The sequence below is a fragment of the Allobosea sp. 10L417 genome (assembly GCF_056395485.1).
The window spans coordinates 139,255-154,823 of sequence record NZ_JBFTJP010000002.1; the positions used below are offsets into that span (position 1 = coordinate 139,255).

General features: G+C 66.0%; 13 protein-coding genes. 4 read left to right on the top strand and 9 right to left on the bottom strand.

Annotated elements, in window-relative coordinates; all coding sequences use genetic code 11:
• Window positions 1–65 precede the first annotated feature (65 nt).
• The 6 genes from AC1DE3_RS06845 to AC1DE3_RS06870 form a co-directional block, all read right to left on the bottom strand.
• On the bottom strand, window positions 66–923 hold the full coding sequence (locus tag AC1DE3_RS06845) for a D-amino-acid transaminase (RefSeq protein ID WP_441511105.1): 858 nt from the start codon (window positions 921–923) through the stop codon (window positions 66–68).
• A 111-nt stretch (window positions 924–1,034) separates the two neighbouring features.
• A complete protein-coding gene (locus tag AC1DE3_RS06850; RefSeq protein ID WP_441511106.1) occupies window positions 1,035–2,636 on the bottom strand; it encodes a peptide ABC transporter substrate-binding protein in 1,602 nt (533 codons plus the stop codon).
• Between the two features lie 100 nt (window positions 2,637–2,736).
• The gene (locus AC1DE3_RS06855) at window positions 2,737–3,840 is read right to left on the bottom strand and encodes an alpha/beta hydrolase family protein (protein WP_441511107.1); all 1,104 of its coding nucleotides are present in this window, start codon (window positions 3,838–3,840) and stop codon (window positions 2,737–2,739) included.
• 8 nt (window positions 3,841–3,848) lie between these two features.
• Window positions 3,849–6,143: an NADP-dependent malic enzyme gene (locus AC1DE3_RS06860; RefSeq protein ID WP_441511108.1), complete on the bottom strand. Its 2,295-nt coding sequence runs from the start codon at window positions 6,141–6,143 to the stop codon at window positions 3,849–3,851.
• Window positions 6,144–6,388: 245 nt separating this feature from the next.
• Complete coding sequence (locus AC1DE3_RS06865; protein WP_066610093.1) at window positions 6,389–6,625, bottom strand: Lrp/AsnC ligand binding domain-containing protein; 237 nt, start codon at window positions 6,623–6,625, stop codon at window positions 6,389–6,391.
• A 112-nt stretch (window positions 6,626–6,737) separates the two neighbouring features.
• Window positions 6,738–7,562: an alpha/beta hydrolase gene (locus AC1DE3_RS06870; protein ID WP_441511109.1), complete on the bottom strand. Its 825-nt coding sequence runs from the start codon at window positions 7,560–7,562 to the stop codon at window positions 6,738–6,740.
• Between the two features lie 136 nt (window positions 7,563–7,698).
• Here AC1DE3_RS06870 and AC1DE3_RS06875 point away from each other — a divergent pair, with 136 nt between their 5' ends.
• Complete coding sequence (locus AC1DE3_RS06875) at window positions 7,699–8,697, top strand: asparaginase (RefSeq protein WP_441511110.1); 999 nt, start codon at window positions 7,699–7,701, stop codon at window positions 8,695–8,697.
• A 6-nt stretch (window positions 8,698–8,703) separates the two neighbouring features.
• On the opposite strand, the gene AC1DE3_RS06880 is transcribed toward AC1DE3_RS06875, so the two are convergent.
• Window positions 8,704–10,077: a TIGR03808 family TAT-translocated repetitive protein gene (locus AC1DE3_RS06880; RefSeq protein WP_441511111.1), complete on the bottom strand. Its 1,374-nt coding sequence runs from the start codon at window positions 10,075–10,077 to the stop codon at window positions 8,704–8,706.
• Between the two features lie 104 nt (window positions 10,078–10,181).
• Window positions 10,182–11,168, bottom strand: a complete 987-nt coding sequence (meaB, locus tag AC1DE3_RS06885) for a methylmalonyl Co-A mutase-associated GTPase MeaB (RefSeq protein ID WP_441511195.1) — start codon at window positions 11,166–11,168, stop codon at window positions 10,182–10,184.
• 133 nt (window positions 11,169–11,301) lie between these two features.
• On the opposite strand from meaB, the gene AC1DE3_RS06890 reads away from it, so the two are divergent.
• Window positions 11,302–12,450, top strand: coding sequence for an alpha/beta hydrolase (locus AC1DE3_RS06890; protein ID WP_441511112.1), 1,149 nt, complete (start codon window positions 11,302–11,304; stop codon window positions 12,448–12,450).
• 133 nt (window positions 12,451–12,583) lie between these two features.
• Entirely contained in the window at window positions 12,584–13,588 is a 1,005-nt protein-coding gene (locus tag AC1DE3_RS06895; RefSeq protein ID WP_441511113.1) for an alpha/beta hydrolase, read from the top strand.
• 12 nt (window positions 13,589–13,600) lie between these two features.
• Here the strand turns inward: AC1DE3_RS06895 and AC1DE3_RS06900 are convergent, their stop codons facing one another.
• On the bottom strand, window positions 13,601–14,059 hold the full coding sequence (locus AC1DE3_RS06900) for an Lrp/AsnC family transcriptional regulator (RefSeq protein ID WP_441511114.1): 459 nt from the start codon (window positions 14,057–14,059) through the stop codon (window positions 13,601–13,603).
• A gap of 145 nt (window positions 14,060–14,204) precedes the next feature.
• On the opposite strand from AC1DE3_RS06900, the gene AC1DE3_RS06905 reads away from it, so the two are divergent.
• On the top strand, window positions 14,205–15,488 hold the full coding sequence (locus AC1DE3_RS06905; RefSeq protein ID WP_441511115.1) for a cystathionine gamma-synthase family protein: 1,284 nt from the start codon (window positions 14,205–14,207) through the stop codon (window positions 15,486–15,488).
• Window positions 15,489–15,569: the final 81 nt, after the last annotated feature.

Consider the following 15,569-nt stretch of genomic DNA (forward strand, 5'->3'; position numbering starts at 1 on the left):
GTTCACGGCGTGGATGCTCGCCACAAGGGCGAGCACGACAACGAGATACGCAGTGGCCTGCGATTTCAGCCCAGGACGCCGCCCTTGCGGGCGTAGGCGATATAGATCTCACGCAGGCGCAGCGCGGTCGGGCCGGGGGCGCCGTTATGGATCGTGTGGCCGTCGATCGAGGTCACCGGCATGACGAGGCTGGTCGCGGAGGTGATGAAGGCCTCCTCGGCATCGAGCGCCTCCTCCAGCGTGAACTCGCGCTCCTCGAAGGCGAAACCGGATTCCGCGAGATAGGCCAGCACCGCCTTGCGGGTGATGCCCGGCAGCACCTTGTTCGAGAGCGGGCGCGAGATCAGCGTCTTGCCCTTGACGATCCAGGCGGTGGAGGAGGCACCCTCCGTCACCACGCCGTCCTCGATCAGCCAGGCCTCCTGCGCCCCGCTCTCCAGCGCGAACTGCTTGGCGAGCACCGGCGCGAGCAGGTTGACGCTCTTGATGTCGCGGCGGGCCCAGCGCAGGTCCGGCGTCGAGACGACCTTGATGCCGGTCTTCGCCGTCGGCGCGTTCACGAAATTGCGGGCCTGGGTGAACATCACCAGCGTAGGCGCGACATCCTTCGGGAAGGGGAAGTCGCGATCGGCCGCGCCGCGCGAGACCTGCAGATAGATGCCGCCTTCGTCGAGGTTGTTGCGCTTGATCAGCTCCTCATGGATCGCGACGAGCTCGGCCTTCGACCAAGGCAGCGCAAGCCGGATCTCGCCGCAGGAGCGCTCGAGGCGGGCCAGATGCGCCTCGCAGTCGACGAGCTTGCCGCCGATCACGGCCGAAACCTCGTAGATGCCGTCACCGAAGATGAAGCCGCGATCGAACACGGAAATCTTGGCATCCTCCTCGGGGAGGTAGGCGCCATTGACATAGACGATACGGCTCATCGCTGCGGACCCGCTGGGTGGGAAAAGGACGCGCTCTTCCTAGCGGAGCTTCGCGGCGCTTGCGAGCATCAAGGCAGGGAAACGGCCCGGCGTCTGGCGCAGGGCGCAGTATTAGGCTTTCAGACTGAGGAACCGCGTCGGGATCGCACCGCGCAGGTTCTGCTCGAAGCCGACGAGCTTCGGCGAGACGAGATTCTTGGTCGAATAGTGCAGCAGCGGAATCCAGGGCTCTTCGCTGATGACGATGCTATCGGCCTCGCGCAGGATGAGGGCGCGCTTGGAGATGTCGAGTTCGTCGGCGGCGAGCTTCATCAGCGAGTCGAATTGCGGGTTGCCGTACTTGCCGATGTTGAACCCGACATTGTCGCTCTGGAACAGGAACAGGAAGTTCTGCGGGTCCGAATAATCGCCGATCCAGCCGTAGCGGGCGACGTCGAAATCGCCGCCTTCGCGCAGATAGGCGAAATGCGTCCGGTAGTCGGTCTCGACGAAGCGGGTCTCCACACCGATGGCGTGCCATTGTTCCGCGATCGCCTCGGCGGTGTGGCGGTTGTTGTCGGTCGTGTTGAAGCGGTATTCGATCCGCAGCGGAAAGCTGTTGCCGAAGCCGGCCGAGGCCAAAAGACGCTTGGCCTCCTCCTCACGCTCCAGTACCGAATTGTGCCGGAAGTCGAGTTCGGCCCGCTCGCCGTAATTGCCAATATGGGGTGGCACCACCCCATAGGCCGGCAGCATCGTACCGCCCCAGACCCGGTCGGCGATGAATTCGCGGTCGATCTGCAGCGAAAGAGCCCGGCGCACGCGGGCATCGTCGAAGGGCGGCTTGGCGCTGTTGAGGATCAGGAAATAGGTCGCGAGATAGGGGCCGATCCGAACCTGGTCTCCGAGTTTCTGGCGCAGTTGCTTGAACTGGTCTGCCGGAATGTCTGTCGTCAGATGCAACTCTCCGGCCTGGAAGCGCCGGGCCGCCGCCACGAGATCGGAGGCCGGATAGAAGATCACCGTGTCGATCTTCACATTGGCGGCGTCGTGGAAATGGGGGTTCCGATCGAGGCGGATATGCGAATTCGGGGCGAACTCCTTCAGCATGTAGGCGCCGTTGGTGATCCAGTTTTCTGGGCGCCCCGGTTCCTGCGTAGCCTTGGCCGTGCTGGCGGGATGGACGGGCAGCGTGCTCTGATGGGTCAGAAGCTCGAGCAGATAGGGCGTCGGCCGTTCGAGCGCGATCTCCAGCACGTGCTCGCCGGAAGCGACCACGCCGAGATCGTCGAGGGCGGAGCCGGTCGATGCCTTGTGGATCGGCTCGGCATTGCGGATCGGATAGAGCAGGTTGGCGTATCGCGCGCCGGTTTCCGGATCGAGGATACGGCGGAAGGAGTAGACGAAGTCGGCGGCACGTACCGGGTCGCCATTCGACCATTTCGCGTTGGGGCGCAGGTTGAAGCGCCAGCTCTTGCCGTCCGGGCTCATCGTCCAGCTCTCGGCGACGCCGGGCACGACCTCGCCCCTCATATTGTGGATGACGAGGCCTTCGCGCAGGTCGCGCAGCAGATGCGCTTCGGCGACGGTGGAGGTCTTGTGCGGATCGAGCGTTTCGGGGTCGCCGTCATTGCCCCGGTGGAAGACGATCCGGCTCTGGACCGCTTCGGCGCGGGTTGCGGCCAGGATGGCGGCGAATGCCAGAGGAGCTGTGCGGCGCGTGACGTCGAGCATGGCAACCTCCCTTGACCGGGCGCCGTTGCGAGCGATGCCCGACGGAGGGAAGTAGAACCCGCCTGAGTGAGTCTGCCAAGTCGGAAAAGCCGATCCTGCGCTAGGGCGCGTCGACGGCTTGGTCGTTCTCGAAAGCCAGGCGGCAATCCTCGGCCTTCTTGCCGCAATCGGACAGCGCGTTGCGACGGGCTGCCTCGAGATCCTTTTCGCCGTAGCGGTAGGTGAAGCTCTTGCCGGTTCGGCTGACGGCCATCGCCTTTTCACCGGGCGCGCTGAAATAGTTCTCGAACACCGAAGCACGTCCTTCGAGGCCGATGCGGTCGAACTCCGTCTTCGGCCGTCCCGGAGAATGGGTCGGCAGATTCCAGGCGCGCAAAGAAGTGTCCATCTCCCGGAGCCAAACGAAGCGGGCTCTGCCGTTCTGCAAGGCGGCGTGGCCGCGTGGTTTGACCTCCGGCAACGCAATGAGACGTACGTCGCCGCCACGGTCGAGAGCCGCGCCCCGCATACGGTCGACGAGGAACGGCGGGAAGAGCTCGTCGTTGCCGGCATAGACCCAGAGCTGCGGCACGGTATCCTTCCACGGCCAGTGCCGGACGGTCGCGACGAGCGCGTCCCGGCCCTTCTCGACGCAGTCGCTGAGATCGAGCCCGCCGGCGACGTTGATCACGGCCTTCAGGCCGGGCGGCTTGCGTTGGGCCAGCGCCATGACTGCGGCGCCGCCCGCCGATTCACCCAAGGCGATGATGCGGTCGGGCGCGACGTCGGGTCGCTCTGTCAAAGCCTTGAGCGCGGCCTCGAGCTCCTTTGCGTCGCTCTCGAAACGCGGCACCATGTTGGGCAGGTCGCAACCCGCACCTTCCGTGGAGAAGGGGCCGTCCGATTGTCCAAAACCGCGCCGGACGACGACCGCGGCGATCCAGCCCCGGCGGGCGAGGTCGCGTGCGATGGCCGCATAACCGACGGCGCGCAGATCGCCCATCCTCGTATGACTCGGCGCCTTGCCATGCGTGATCAGCGCGAGTGGCAGACGGCCCGACGCGCGATCGGGGCGGACGACCAGGGTTTCGAGGCGAGCTACGCGGCCATCGATCTGGACGCGCAGGAAACCGGGCTCCTCGCGCAGCGGCTCCTGTGCCGGTGTCGCCGTCGCGGCCAGGCAAAGACCGATCGTGAGGGCCAGTAGAGCGCGTGGCAGGGGCATCGCGCCGATCAACCGGCTGCCGCGGATCTCTCCTGGGCCTCTACCACCGCCACGGCCGTCATGTTGACCACGCCGCGTGCCGTCACCGAGCTGGTGAGGATATGAGCGGGCTTGGCCGTGCCGATCAGGATCGGGCCGACCGGCAGCGCATCCGCCAGCACCTTGGCGAACTGATGGGCGATGTTCGCCGCGTCGAGGTTCGGGAAGATCAGGACGTTCGCCATGCCCTTCAGAGTCGAGGAGGGCAGCACGCGCTCGCGGATCAGCGGCACCAGGGCCGTCTCGACCTCCATCTCGCCGTCGCACTCCAGATGCGGCGCGCGCTCGCGGATCAGCTTCAGCGCATTACGCATCTTCAGCGCGCTCGGGGTGTCGGCCGCGCCGAAATCCGAATGCGAGAGCAGAGCGATCTTGGGGTCGAGGCCGAAGCGCTGGACATGGCTCGCCGCGAGCACTGTCATGTCCGCGATCTCCTCCGCGCTCGGATCGTGCTTCACATGGGTGTCGGAGAGGAAGAAGGCACCCTTGTTGGTGATGATCAGCGTCATGGCCGCGATATCGCAGACACCGGGCGCCAGGCCGATGATGTCCTTGATGTGCCGCAGACGCGACATGAACCGGCCTTCGAGCCCGGAGATCATCGCATCCGCCTCGCCACGCGCCACCGCGAGCGCGGCAATCACCGTGTTGTTGGTGCGCACCAGCGCGCGCGCCGCCTCTGGCGTGATGCCGCGCCGGCCGGCGATGTCGAGATAGGTCTGGACGTAGTCGCGATAGCGCGGGTCGTCCTCGGGGTTGACCACCTGGAAGTCGACGCCCGGCTTCAGCGACAGGCCAAAGCGCTGGATGCGGGTCTCGATCACGCTCGGGCGGCCGATCAGGATCGGGATGGCGAGGCCTTCCTCCAGCGCGACCTGGGCGGCGCGCAGCACGCGCTCATCCTCGCCTTCGGCGTAGATGACGCGCTTGGGGTCGGCCTTGGCCTGCTGGAACAGCGGCTTCATGATGAAGCCCGAGCGGAAGACGAAGCGCGAGAGCTGCTCGCGATAGGCCTCGACATCGACCAGCGGCTTGCGCGCGACGCCGGTCACCATGGCGGCTTCCGCCACGGCCGGGGCGATGCGCATGATCAGGCGCGGATCGAAGGGGTTCGGGATCAGCGAGGTCGCGCCGAAGGTCGAGGTTTCGCCGCCATAGGCGCGCGCCGCCACATCCGAGGAGGCCTCGCGGGCGAGCGCCGCGATGGCGCGCACCGCGGCGAGCTTCATCGCCTCGTTGATCGTCGTCGCCTGCACGTCGAGCGCGCCGCGGAAGATGTAGGGGAAGCACAGGACGTTGTTGACCTGGTTCGGATAGTCCGAGCGGCCGGTGCAGATCATCGCGTCGGGACGCACGGCGAGCGCGTCCTCGGGCGTGATCTCGGGATTGGGGTTGGCGAGCGCCAGGATCAGCGGCTTCGGCGCCATGCTCTTGGCCATCTCGGGCTTGAGCACGCCTGCGGCGGACAGGCCGAGGAAGATGTCGGCTCCGCCGATCACGTCGGCCAGCGTGCGCGCGTCCGTCTCTTGCGCATAGACCTCCTTCCAGCGATCCATCAGCGTGTTTCGGCCTTGGTAGACCACGCCTTCGAGATCGGTGACCCAGATGTTCTTGCGCTGCGCACCGAGCTCGACGAGCAGGTTGGTGCAGGCGAGAGCGGCCGCGCCGGCGCCGGAGACGACGATCTTGACGTCGGCGATCTTCTTGCCGGCGAGGTCGAGGCCGTTCAGGACGGCCGCGCCGACGATGATCGCGGTGCCGTGCTGGTCGTCATGAAAGACCGGGATCTTCATCCGGGCCTTGAGCTGCTCCTCGATCTCGAAGCACTCCGGCCCCTTGATGTCCTCGAGGTTGATGCCGCCGAAGGTCGGCTCCAGTGCAGCGACGACCTCGACGAACTTCTCGATGTTCTTTTGCTCGACCTCGATGTCGAAGCAGTCGATGCCGGCGAATTTCTTGAACAGGACCGCCTTGCCTTCCATCACCGGCTTGGAAGCCAGCGGGCCGATGTCGCCCAGGCCCAGCACGGCCGTGCCGTTGGTGATGACGGCGACGAGGTTCTGGCGTGAGGTGAGTTCGGCCGCTTGAGACGGGTCGTCGACGATCGCCTCGCAGGCAGCGGCGACGCCGGGCGAGTAGGCCAGCGCCAGATCGCGCTGGTTGCCGAGCGGCTTGGTCGCCTGGATCTCCAGCTTACCGGGCCGGGGCTGGCGATGATAGACGAGCGCGCCCGAGCGCAGATCGGTGGAGAGCGTGCTTTTCATGGCGCGATGGTCCCTGCAGTCCGAAGGATGCTGGTCGCGCAAAAGGCCATGCGGCGTCAAGCGGTCAGGATGCCTCGGTGGCCGCAGCAAGGGCAAAGATCGGGCCGCGGCCGATTGAATCAATCTGTGAAAGAGGTGAATCGCTCTGTGAGCAGGCTGTGACAATCCGTTGGCGCGACTCAGGAAACGCCGCTTCCAACCAGAAGATGCGCTGGTTGAATCGAAGCCTCGAATGCGAGCGCGGCTCAGAAGGCCTTGAAGGTGATGATCGTGTGCGTGTCCGCGATCTCGGGGATCGACTGCACCTTTTGCGCGACGAAATGGCCGATATCGACGTCGGCGCCGACATGGAACTTGGCCAGGATGTCGTAGTTGCCGGCGGTCGAGTAGATCTCCGAGGCGATCTCGCGATCGGCCAGTTCGCTGGCGACCTCATAGGTCTTGCCGAGCTTGCATTTGATCTCGACGAAGAAGGTCTGCATCGCGCTCTCCGAAACTCTGATGCGGTCTGGATAAGGCATCGGCCCGAAAAGGGAAATGCGGTTTTCGGGCGAGGCTGATGCTTCAGCGCAGGCTATGCCCTCTGCGGAGAGATCAGGCGCCAGCGAGCGCCGCGATGCGCCGTGTCATCGGATTGTCCGGCTCTGTCAGCCCGGCGATGATGGTGAAATGATTGGCGCCGGGGATTTCCTCATAGCGCGTCGTCACGCCTTCCAGCCCCCACACATCGACGATCCGGCGGCTCTGCTTGTGGTACTCGGCGCTCTCCTCGCCGCCGACCACGGCATCCATCGTCAGCCGCGACGGCGCCGACCAGAATAGCGGGCTTTCGAGCTCGGCAGCTTCCATGCTGAGGCCGAGAGCGTTGTTGATGCTTGTCTCGGTCAGGGGTTTGAGGTTGTAGAGGCCGGAAATGCCATAGGCGGCGGGCACCAGATGCTCGGGCAGGTCGGCGCCAACATTCTTCCAGTCGGTAGCGAGCGTGCAGGCGCTGAGATGCCCGCCGGCAGAGTGGCCGGTCGCGACGACCGGCAGGCCGAAGCGACGCCAGAGCGCGGCAGCTGCCTGCTGAAGCTCCCAGACGATGTGCCCGAGATGGACCTGCGGGCAAAGATCGTAGCCGACGACCGCCACGGGCAGGCCGAGCTGGTTCAGCCCACGCGCCATATGCGAGAAGAAGCTCCGGTCGAGCGCCTGCCAGTAGCCGCCATGGATGAACATCACAAGCGCGTCGCCGCGGATCGTCTCCGGCTTGAACAGATCGTAGAGCTGCCGCTCGCCCTCGCCATAGGAGACGCCGAGCTCGCACAGCGCGGTCGCCCTGTAGGCGGCGGCGTCGGCCTGCCAGCCGGCGATGATGCCGGGATGCTCCGGCACGCGGGCACGGTTGTTGTATTCGGTCTCGTAGTCCGGCGACATCGGTATCCTGCTCGGCGGTGGCACGGCTGATGGGTGTACGGTGGCAGCCGTTCGCGGTTTCCGCCAGCGCTTTTGACAGGTGGCGCGCCCGGCGCCAAAAGCGGCAATCCGCAGCAAGCGGAATCTGGAGGTCGCCATGGAAAACCCCGTCCTCGCCGAAGTCACGCGCGGCAATGTCGTCGAATCGCGCCATCGGGGGTCTGCGATCATCGTCGATGCCGATGGTGGAGTGGTTTTCGCAGTTGGTGACATCGAGCGGCCTGTCTTTCCGCGCTCGGCGGTGAAGGCGATCCAGGCGCTGCCTTTGCTGGAAAGCGGCGCGGCCGACCACTACGGCCTGACCGAGCCCGAGATCGCGCTGGCCGTCTCCTCGCATTCAGGCGAGCCGCTGCACGCCGAGACCTCGCTCGCGATGCTGAAGAAGGCCGGCCGCGACGCCGGCTGCCTCGAATGCGGGGCGCATTGGCCGATGAATGACTCGGTGGCGCGGGCCTTGGCCAAGTCGGGCGCCGAGCCGAGCGCGCTCAACAATAATTGCTCGGGCAAGCATGCCGGATTTGTCTGCCTGTCCTGCAGCCTGGATGAGGATCCGGCCGGCTATGTGAAGCAGGGCCATGCCGTCCAGCGGGCGGTGCGCGGCGCCCTCGAGGAGGTGACCGGTGCTGAGCATTCCAGCGAGCGCATGGGCATCGATGGCTGTTCGATTCCCTCCTATGCTGTGCCGCTGAAGGCGCTGGCGTTGGGCTTCGCGCGCCTCGGCACGGGCCACGGCTTTGGCCCCGAGCGGGCGAAAGCCGCCGCGCGCATTCGCGCCGCCGCAGCGGCCCACCCTTTCATGGTGGCTGGCACTGATCGCTACGACACGCGGCTGATGAGCTTGCTCGGCGCCCGCGCCTTCACCAAGACTGGCGCCGAAGGTGTTTACTGCGCTGCCTTGCCGGAGCTGGGCTATGGCATCGCGCTGAAATGCGATGACGGCGCTGGCCGTGCCGCGGAAGTTGCGCTGGGCGCGCTGATCGCCCGCTTCCTGCCGATGGACGAGGCGACGCAGACCGCCTTCGCGCCGCTGCGCGAAACCGTGCTGAAGAACTGGAACGGCATCGAGGTCGGACGCATCCGCGCACCGGCTGCCTGAGGCGCATCAGCGGACCGCGTTGTTCTCGACCCGGATGCCCGCCGCTCTGGCGTCGGGCGCCTTGGCGAGGTCGCCGGTGACCGGCTTGCCGTATTCGGTGCCGACGATGGCGCCATTGCGTGCCTCGTCGATGACGTTGTTCGCGATGACGGCGTTGCGCTCCTTCGGCACCAGCGAGACGGCAATGCCGATGCCGGCCTTGCGCACGATGTTGCCGGTCGCCACCAGGTTGCGCATCCCCCAGGACCAGCCGAGCGAGATGCCGATCTCGCTCGCATTCTCGATCACGTTTCCGGTCACGGCCACCTCGGCCTCGACATGGACTCCGATGCCGCCGACCGGCTCCCCGCCATTGGGCGGCAGGTCGCGCTTGGCGTTGCGAATGATGTTGTTGGCGAAGACGGCGAGCCGCCCACCATGGTCGAGATTGGTGATGTTGGCGCCTTGGGCGCAGTCCTCGACCAGGTTGTTCGCCATGATCGTGCCCTCGAAGGCGAATTCGGCATAGAGCGCGACTTCGCCGCAGCGGCGGCCCTGATTCCCGAGGATCTGCACCCCGGAGCCGGAATTGTTGCGGATGAAGGTCATGGCGCAGTCGCGCAGCTGGTTGCCTTCGATGATCACGCCGCCGGCGCGGTAGAGACTGATGCCATTGCCGTTCTGCCCGTTGCCGCCTGCATCGGCGCGAATGCGGCTGACGCGATTGCCGCGCAGGATCGACCGGTCGTCGCCGGCCTGGCTCCGCCAGATCTGGATACCGTTGTTGCCGCAATCCTCGATATCGTTCTGCTCGATGATGAGGCCCGCCGAGTCGAACGAGAACAGGGCGGAATCGCGCATGCCGCGGAAGCGGCTTGCCACGATGCGCCCGCCGCAGCGGTGCAGGGTCAGGCCGACCGACCCGGCCTTGGCGAAGTCGCAGTCCGAGATCGTGATCGCGCCGATATTGTTGCAGGCGACGAGGCCGTCGCGCTGCGGCGAAGGGATGTCGAGCCCGTCGAAGGCAAGGCCGGTCAGATTTGCGCGAGCGATATTGTTGGCGACAAACAGCGGATTGCCATTTGCAGTCACGAGGAGGGTCTGCCCGGGCATCCCAACGATGTTCGCGCCGTCCGGCAGGCGGACTGAGGCAAGTCGGTAGCGCCCAGCTGGAACCATGAGCGGGGCATTGCGCTTTGCCGCTTCATTCAATGCCGCCTGGAGCCGGCTTGACTGATCCTCCGAAGCGCCCGGCCGCAATCCGAACTGGGCGGCGTCCAGGCCGAAATGGCCAAGCGGGCCGCCGCGGGATGGCGCTGCCGATTGCGCACGGGCCGGCAGGTGAAACCATGCCGGGGCTGTCAGGCCGGCAGCCAGGAAACCGCGCCGCGAAAGCACCATGGAACCTCCCCTTCGACCCCGCCGCGATCAAACGGCGTGCCAGCCCCGCTGTCCCGATTTGAAACCGACGCCGCGCAGAACAGGCAAGATGCGGCTGGCGTCGGCTAGAGCCCGAGCGCGCGGGCGATCTCCTCGGCGGCAAGCGTCGGTGCGAGCTTGCCGGATGAGACCGCAGCCTCCAGTTCCGGCGCGCGCGCCTTCAGCGCAGGGTCGTGCCTGAGCTTGGCCTGCAGCCGATCCTGCACCATCGCCCACATCCATTTGACGTCCTGGCGCCGGCGCTTCTCGGTGATCAGGCCCTTGGCTTCGAAGCGGGCGCGATGATCCTCGATCCTGGTCCAGAGCGCGTCGAGCCCTTCGCCGGTCAGGCCGGAGATCGTCATCACGGGCGTGCTCCACAGGGTCGAGGTGGGCGCCAGGATATGAAGTGCGGCCCTGTACTGGGCCGCTGCCGCGCGGGCCGCAGCTGCTCCGGCCCCGTCCGCCTTGTTGACCGCGATCATGTCGGCAAGCTCGATGATGCCCTTCTTGATGCCCTGCAGTTCGTCGCCGGCATTGGGCAGCATCAGCACCAGGAAGAAGTCGGTGAGATCGGCCACCGCCGTTTCGGACTGCCCCACGCCGACGGTCTCGACCAGGATGACGTCGAACCCTGCCGCCTCGCAGAGCAGCATCGTCTCGCGCGTCTTGGCCGCGACGCCGCCGAGCGTGCCGGAGGAGGGCGATGGCCGAATATAGGCGTTCGGATCGACGGAGAGGCGTGCCATCCGGGTCTTGTCGCCGAGAATCGACCCGCCGGTGCGGGTCGAGGAGGGGTCGACCGCCAGCACCGCTACCTTGTGTCCCTTGGCCGTGAGGTGACTGCCGAGCGCGTCGATCGTCGTCGATTTGCCGACCCCGGGAACGCCGGTGATGCCGACGCGGATGGCACGCCCGGTATGGGGCAACAGCCGCTGGATCAGCGCCTGCGCCTGCTCGCGATGGTCGGCGCGGCGCGATTCCGCGAGCGTGATCGCGCGGGCCAGGGCGGCGCGTTCGCCGGCGAGAAGCGCGGCGCCGAGCGAGTCGGCGGTGGGCGTGCGGTGGGCCATGACGCCAGTTAGCAAGGTGCCGCCGAGGGGGACAAGGAGTTCGCCGTGCGCCAGTTGCTTCATCACTGTGTCATGCACGCATCTTGAAGATCGGCGCATCCGGTGAGACGACTGAGCGATGATTGGAGTGGCGGTGCGGTTTCGCGGTGTTGTTTTGGCGTTGCTGCTGCCGCTGGTCCTTGCGGGCTGCTCGACGCCACGCACGCTTGAATTGAGCCAGGCGCCTGCGGCCGACATCGCCGGCACGGTCGAAATCTATGTCGCGACGACGCGCGAGCCCTCGGCGCAGCCGGTCTATTTCAATGGCGAGCGTTCGCCGAAGCTCTCCTTCGCGCGGCTCGACATCACCGTGCCGCGCAGCCACAAGCCCGGCAATCTGGAGCTGCCGAGCTCGGGGCCGGGCGATCCGGCCAAGTATTTCACCGCGACTTATGTCCAGCGGCTCGACCTAGCGCCCGTGATCTCGGATGTGCGCAAGGAACTCCAGAGCCGGCCGGTCGATCAGCGCGACGTGCTCGTCTTCGTCCACGGCTACAACACGAATTTCGCCGATGCGGCCTACCGCTTCGCCCAGATCGTCTATGATTCCGGCTTCAAGGGTGTGCCGGTGCTGTTCTCCTGGCCCTCGCGCGGCGAACTCCTCGCCTATCCCTATGACCGCGAGAGCGCCTACTACTCGCGCGACTTCCTCGAGGCCAGTCTGCGCGGCATCCCGCGCGATCTCGGCTCCACACGCATGGATATTCTCGCTCATTCCATGGGCACGCTGCTGACGCTGGAGACGTTGCGCCAGGCCGCGATCCGCGGCGACGGGGCCTTCGGTGGCAAGCTGCGCGACGTCATGCTGGCCGCGCCCGATGTCGATCTCGATGTCTTCAAGACGCAGATGGCGCAGATCCGTCGGCCCGTCACCGTCTTCGTATCGGCCGACGACAAGGCGCTCGACTTCTCGCGCCGCTTCGCAGGCGACAAGACCCGGCTCGGCTCCGTCTCTGCGAAGGATACCGAGATCATCGCGGAGCTGGAAAAGCTCGGCGTGCGGATCATCGACATCTCGGAGGTGGCCTCGGGCGACAGCCTGAACCACGCCAAGTTCGCTTCCTCGCCCAAGGTGGTACGGCTCATCGGCGAGCGGCTGCGGCAGGATAAGGGCATCGGCTTCGCCGGGCAGCAATTCGGCGACCGGATCGGCGACATCGCCGGCGGCGTCGTCGGCACGGTGGGCTCGACCGTCGGCTTGGTCGTGACCGCTCCGGTAACGATCCTCTCCGGCGGCCAATGATGTCACATCGCTGCAACGGTGGGCGATCCCCGCAGCCAGGCCGCAGGGCCGCCCCATTCTGGCCGCGTTAGCCTGCCCTTAAGGCCCGGTTGGCCATTCGGCCTCTCACGATCGATCTTGGATGCCTGCCGCCATGCCTGTCACGAGGCGCGACTTTTCATGCCGCTCGCTGGCGCTCGCCGCGTTCCTGCCCCTCGGGCTTGCCGCCTGCGCCCAGAGCGAAGCGAGCGTTTCGCCCTTCGCCGAGCCGGAGCGCGCCGATAGCTCGGCGCTCGGCAAGGATCCGCGTCTGCTGGTCATGACGACGCGCAGGTCGGTCGGCAATGCCGCGCCCTATTTCGGCACCGATCGGGGGCCGCTGACCTTCGCCGAGGTGCGCCTGTCAGCGCCTGGCAGGGGAATATCCGGACGTGTTTCCTCCGCCGTCAGTGGCGACTGGGCTGTGCTAGGCGTCGGCCGCGAGGTGACCAACGACGCCCCGCGCGCCTTCTCGGATGCCGCCAATGGCCGCGACGTGCTGCTCTATGTCCACGGCTTCAACGAAACCTTCGAAACAGCCGCGCGCAGCGCCGGCCAGCTCTCGCATTCGCTCGAATTCCAGGGCCGCACCGCGCTCTTCACTTGGCCGTCCGGCGGCAAGCTGTTCGACTACGCCTATGACCGCGAGAGCGCGCTCTGGTCGCGCGACGGCTTCGTCCAGAGCCTGCAGGCGCTCGTTGCCAACCCGACGGTCGGGCGCATCCACATCGTCGCCCACTCGATGGGAACCTTCCTGACACTGGAAGGCCTACGCGAATTGCGCGATTCCCAGGATGTCTATGCCCGGATCGGCTCCGTCGTGCTGGCTTCGCCCGATGTCGACATCGACGCCTTCGAGCAGACGGTGAAGAAGCTCGGACCGCTGGCGCAGCGCATGACAGTGATCATCGATCCCGGCGACCGGGCGCTTGCGGTCTCGGCGCGCATCGCCGGCGGCGTTGCACGCGCCGGTGCTGCCGACCGCTCGCGCCTCGATGCGCTGGGCGTGCGCGTCGCGGATACGTCCGGCCGCGGCTGGAGCATGCTGCGCCACGACCTGTTCCTGTCGAACAGCGAGGTCACTCAGGTCGTGCGCCGCGCCATGGATCGCGGCGCCTGACGAGGCCAGACCCTAGATCGGCGGCAGGCCCGAACGCTTCTTGATCGTCGCGAGCGCGAAGTTGGATTCGACCGACTGGATGCATTTCAGCCGCGTCGCCTTCTGCTTGAGGAAGCGCTCATAGCCTTCGATGCCGTCGGTGACGACGCGCAGCAGATAGTCCTGCGAGCCGGTCATGAGGTAGCATTCGGCGACTTCGCTCCAGCTTTCGACGGCCTTCTCGAATTCGGCGATCTGCTCCTGGTTCTGCTGGGTGAGACGCACCGAGACGAAGACGCTGAAGGGCAGGCCATAAGCCTTGGGGTCGACGACTGCCGCATAGCCTTGGATGACGCCGGTCTCCTCCAGCCGCTTGAGCCGGCGCAGGCAGGGCGTCGGCGACAGCCCGACCCGCTGCGAGAGATCCTGATTGGTGATCCGCCCGTCCTCGCGGAGCACCGAGAGAATCCGACGATCGATCGTGTCGAGCATGATATGCTCCGCTGTGCAGGTTTGTGAGCAGGAAGCTGCAATCGTGAGTTTACGGTGAGCTTTATCGACCAAGCAATGGCGCTCTGATGAGATTATTCTCAAAGGCAGGGATTCAACGGCGCGGCCGAAAAAAGGGAGACAGCTCATGAACGGGGATAGCTATCACAAGGACCGGATCGCCAACCGAAAGCTCCATCCGGAGACGCTGATGATGGGCTTCGGCTATTCGCCGGCCATGTCGGAAGGTTCGCTCAAGCCGCCGGTCTTCCTGACCTCGACCTTCGTTTTCGAGAACGCCCAGCAGGGCAAGGACTTCTTCGACTTCACCTCGGGGCGGCGCCAGCCGAAACCCGGCGAGAAGCCCGGGCTGGTCTATTCACGCTTCAACCATCCCAACATGGAGATTCTCGAGGATCGCCTGGCGATCTGGGACGAGGCCGAGAAATGCGCCGTCTTCGCCTCCGGCATGGCCGCGATCGCCACGACCTGCTTCGCCTTCCTGCGTCCGGGTGACACGATCCTCCATTCCCGTCCGCTCTATGGCGGCACGGAAACCCTGCTCAAGAACCAGATGGGCGCCTTCGGCATCACGCCGTTCGGCTTCACCGACGGGCTCGACATCGCGCAGATGCGGGAGGTTGCCAAGGCGGCTGCCGCCAAGGGCCGCGTCGCGATGATCATGGTCGAAACCCCCGCCAATCCGACCAACGGCCTCGTCGATCTCGCCGCCTGCAAGGTGATCGCCGACGAGCTGGAGAAGTCGCAGGGCCACCGTCCACCGGTCGTCGTCGACAACACGCTGCTCGGCCCGAAATACCAGAAGCCACTCAACCTCGGCGCCGACCTCACTCTGCTTTCGCTGACGAAATATGTCGGCGGCCATTCCGATCTCGTCGGCGGCTCGATCAGCGGTTCCGAGGCGCTGGTGCGGCAGGTGAAGGCCTGGCGCGGCTCGCTCGGCACGCAAGCAGACCCGAACTCCTGCTGGATGCTGATGCGCTCGCTGGAGACGCTGGATATCCGCATGAGCCGCGCCAACGAGAACGCCAAGCTGGTGGCGGAGTACCTCGAAAACCACCCGAAGGTGGCTAAGGTCCACTATCTCGGCAACCTCAAGGACAGCGATCCGCGCAAGGCCGTCTTCGACCGGCAGTGCAGCGCCGCGGGCTCGACTTTCGCCTTCGACGTCAAGGGCGGAGAGAAGGAAGCCTTCGCGCTCCTCGACAACCTCCAGATCATGAAGCTCGCCGTCAGCCTCGGCGGCACCGAGACGCTGGTCTCGCATCCGGCGGCGATGACCCATTCCGGCGTCGCCAGGGAGCTGCGTGAGGAGATCGGCCTGACCGACGCGCTGATCCGCATCTCGGTCGGCATCGAGAACATCGAGGATTTGATCTCCGATCTGGCACAGGCTTTCGAGGCGGTCTGAGAGAAGGTGCGTCATGCTCGGGCTTGACCCGAGCATCCTGGAAACCAGTGCCCTCTCCGGCGGGAGATTCTCGGGTCTGCG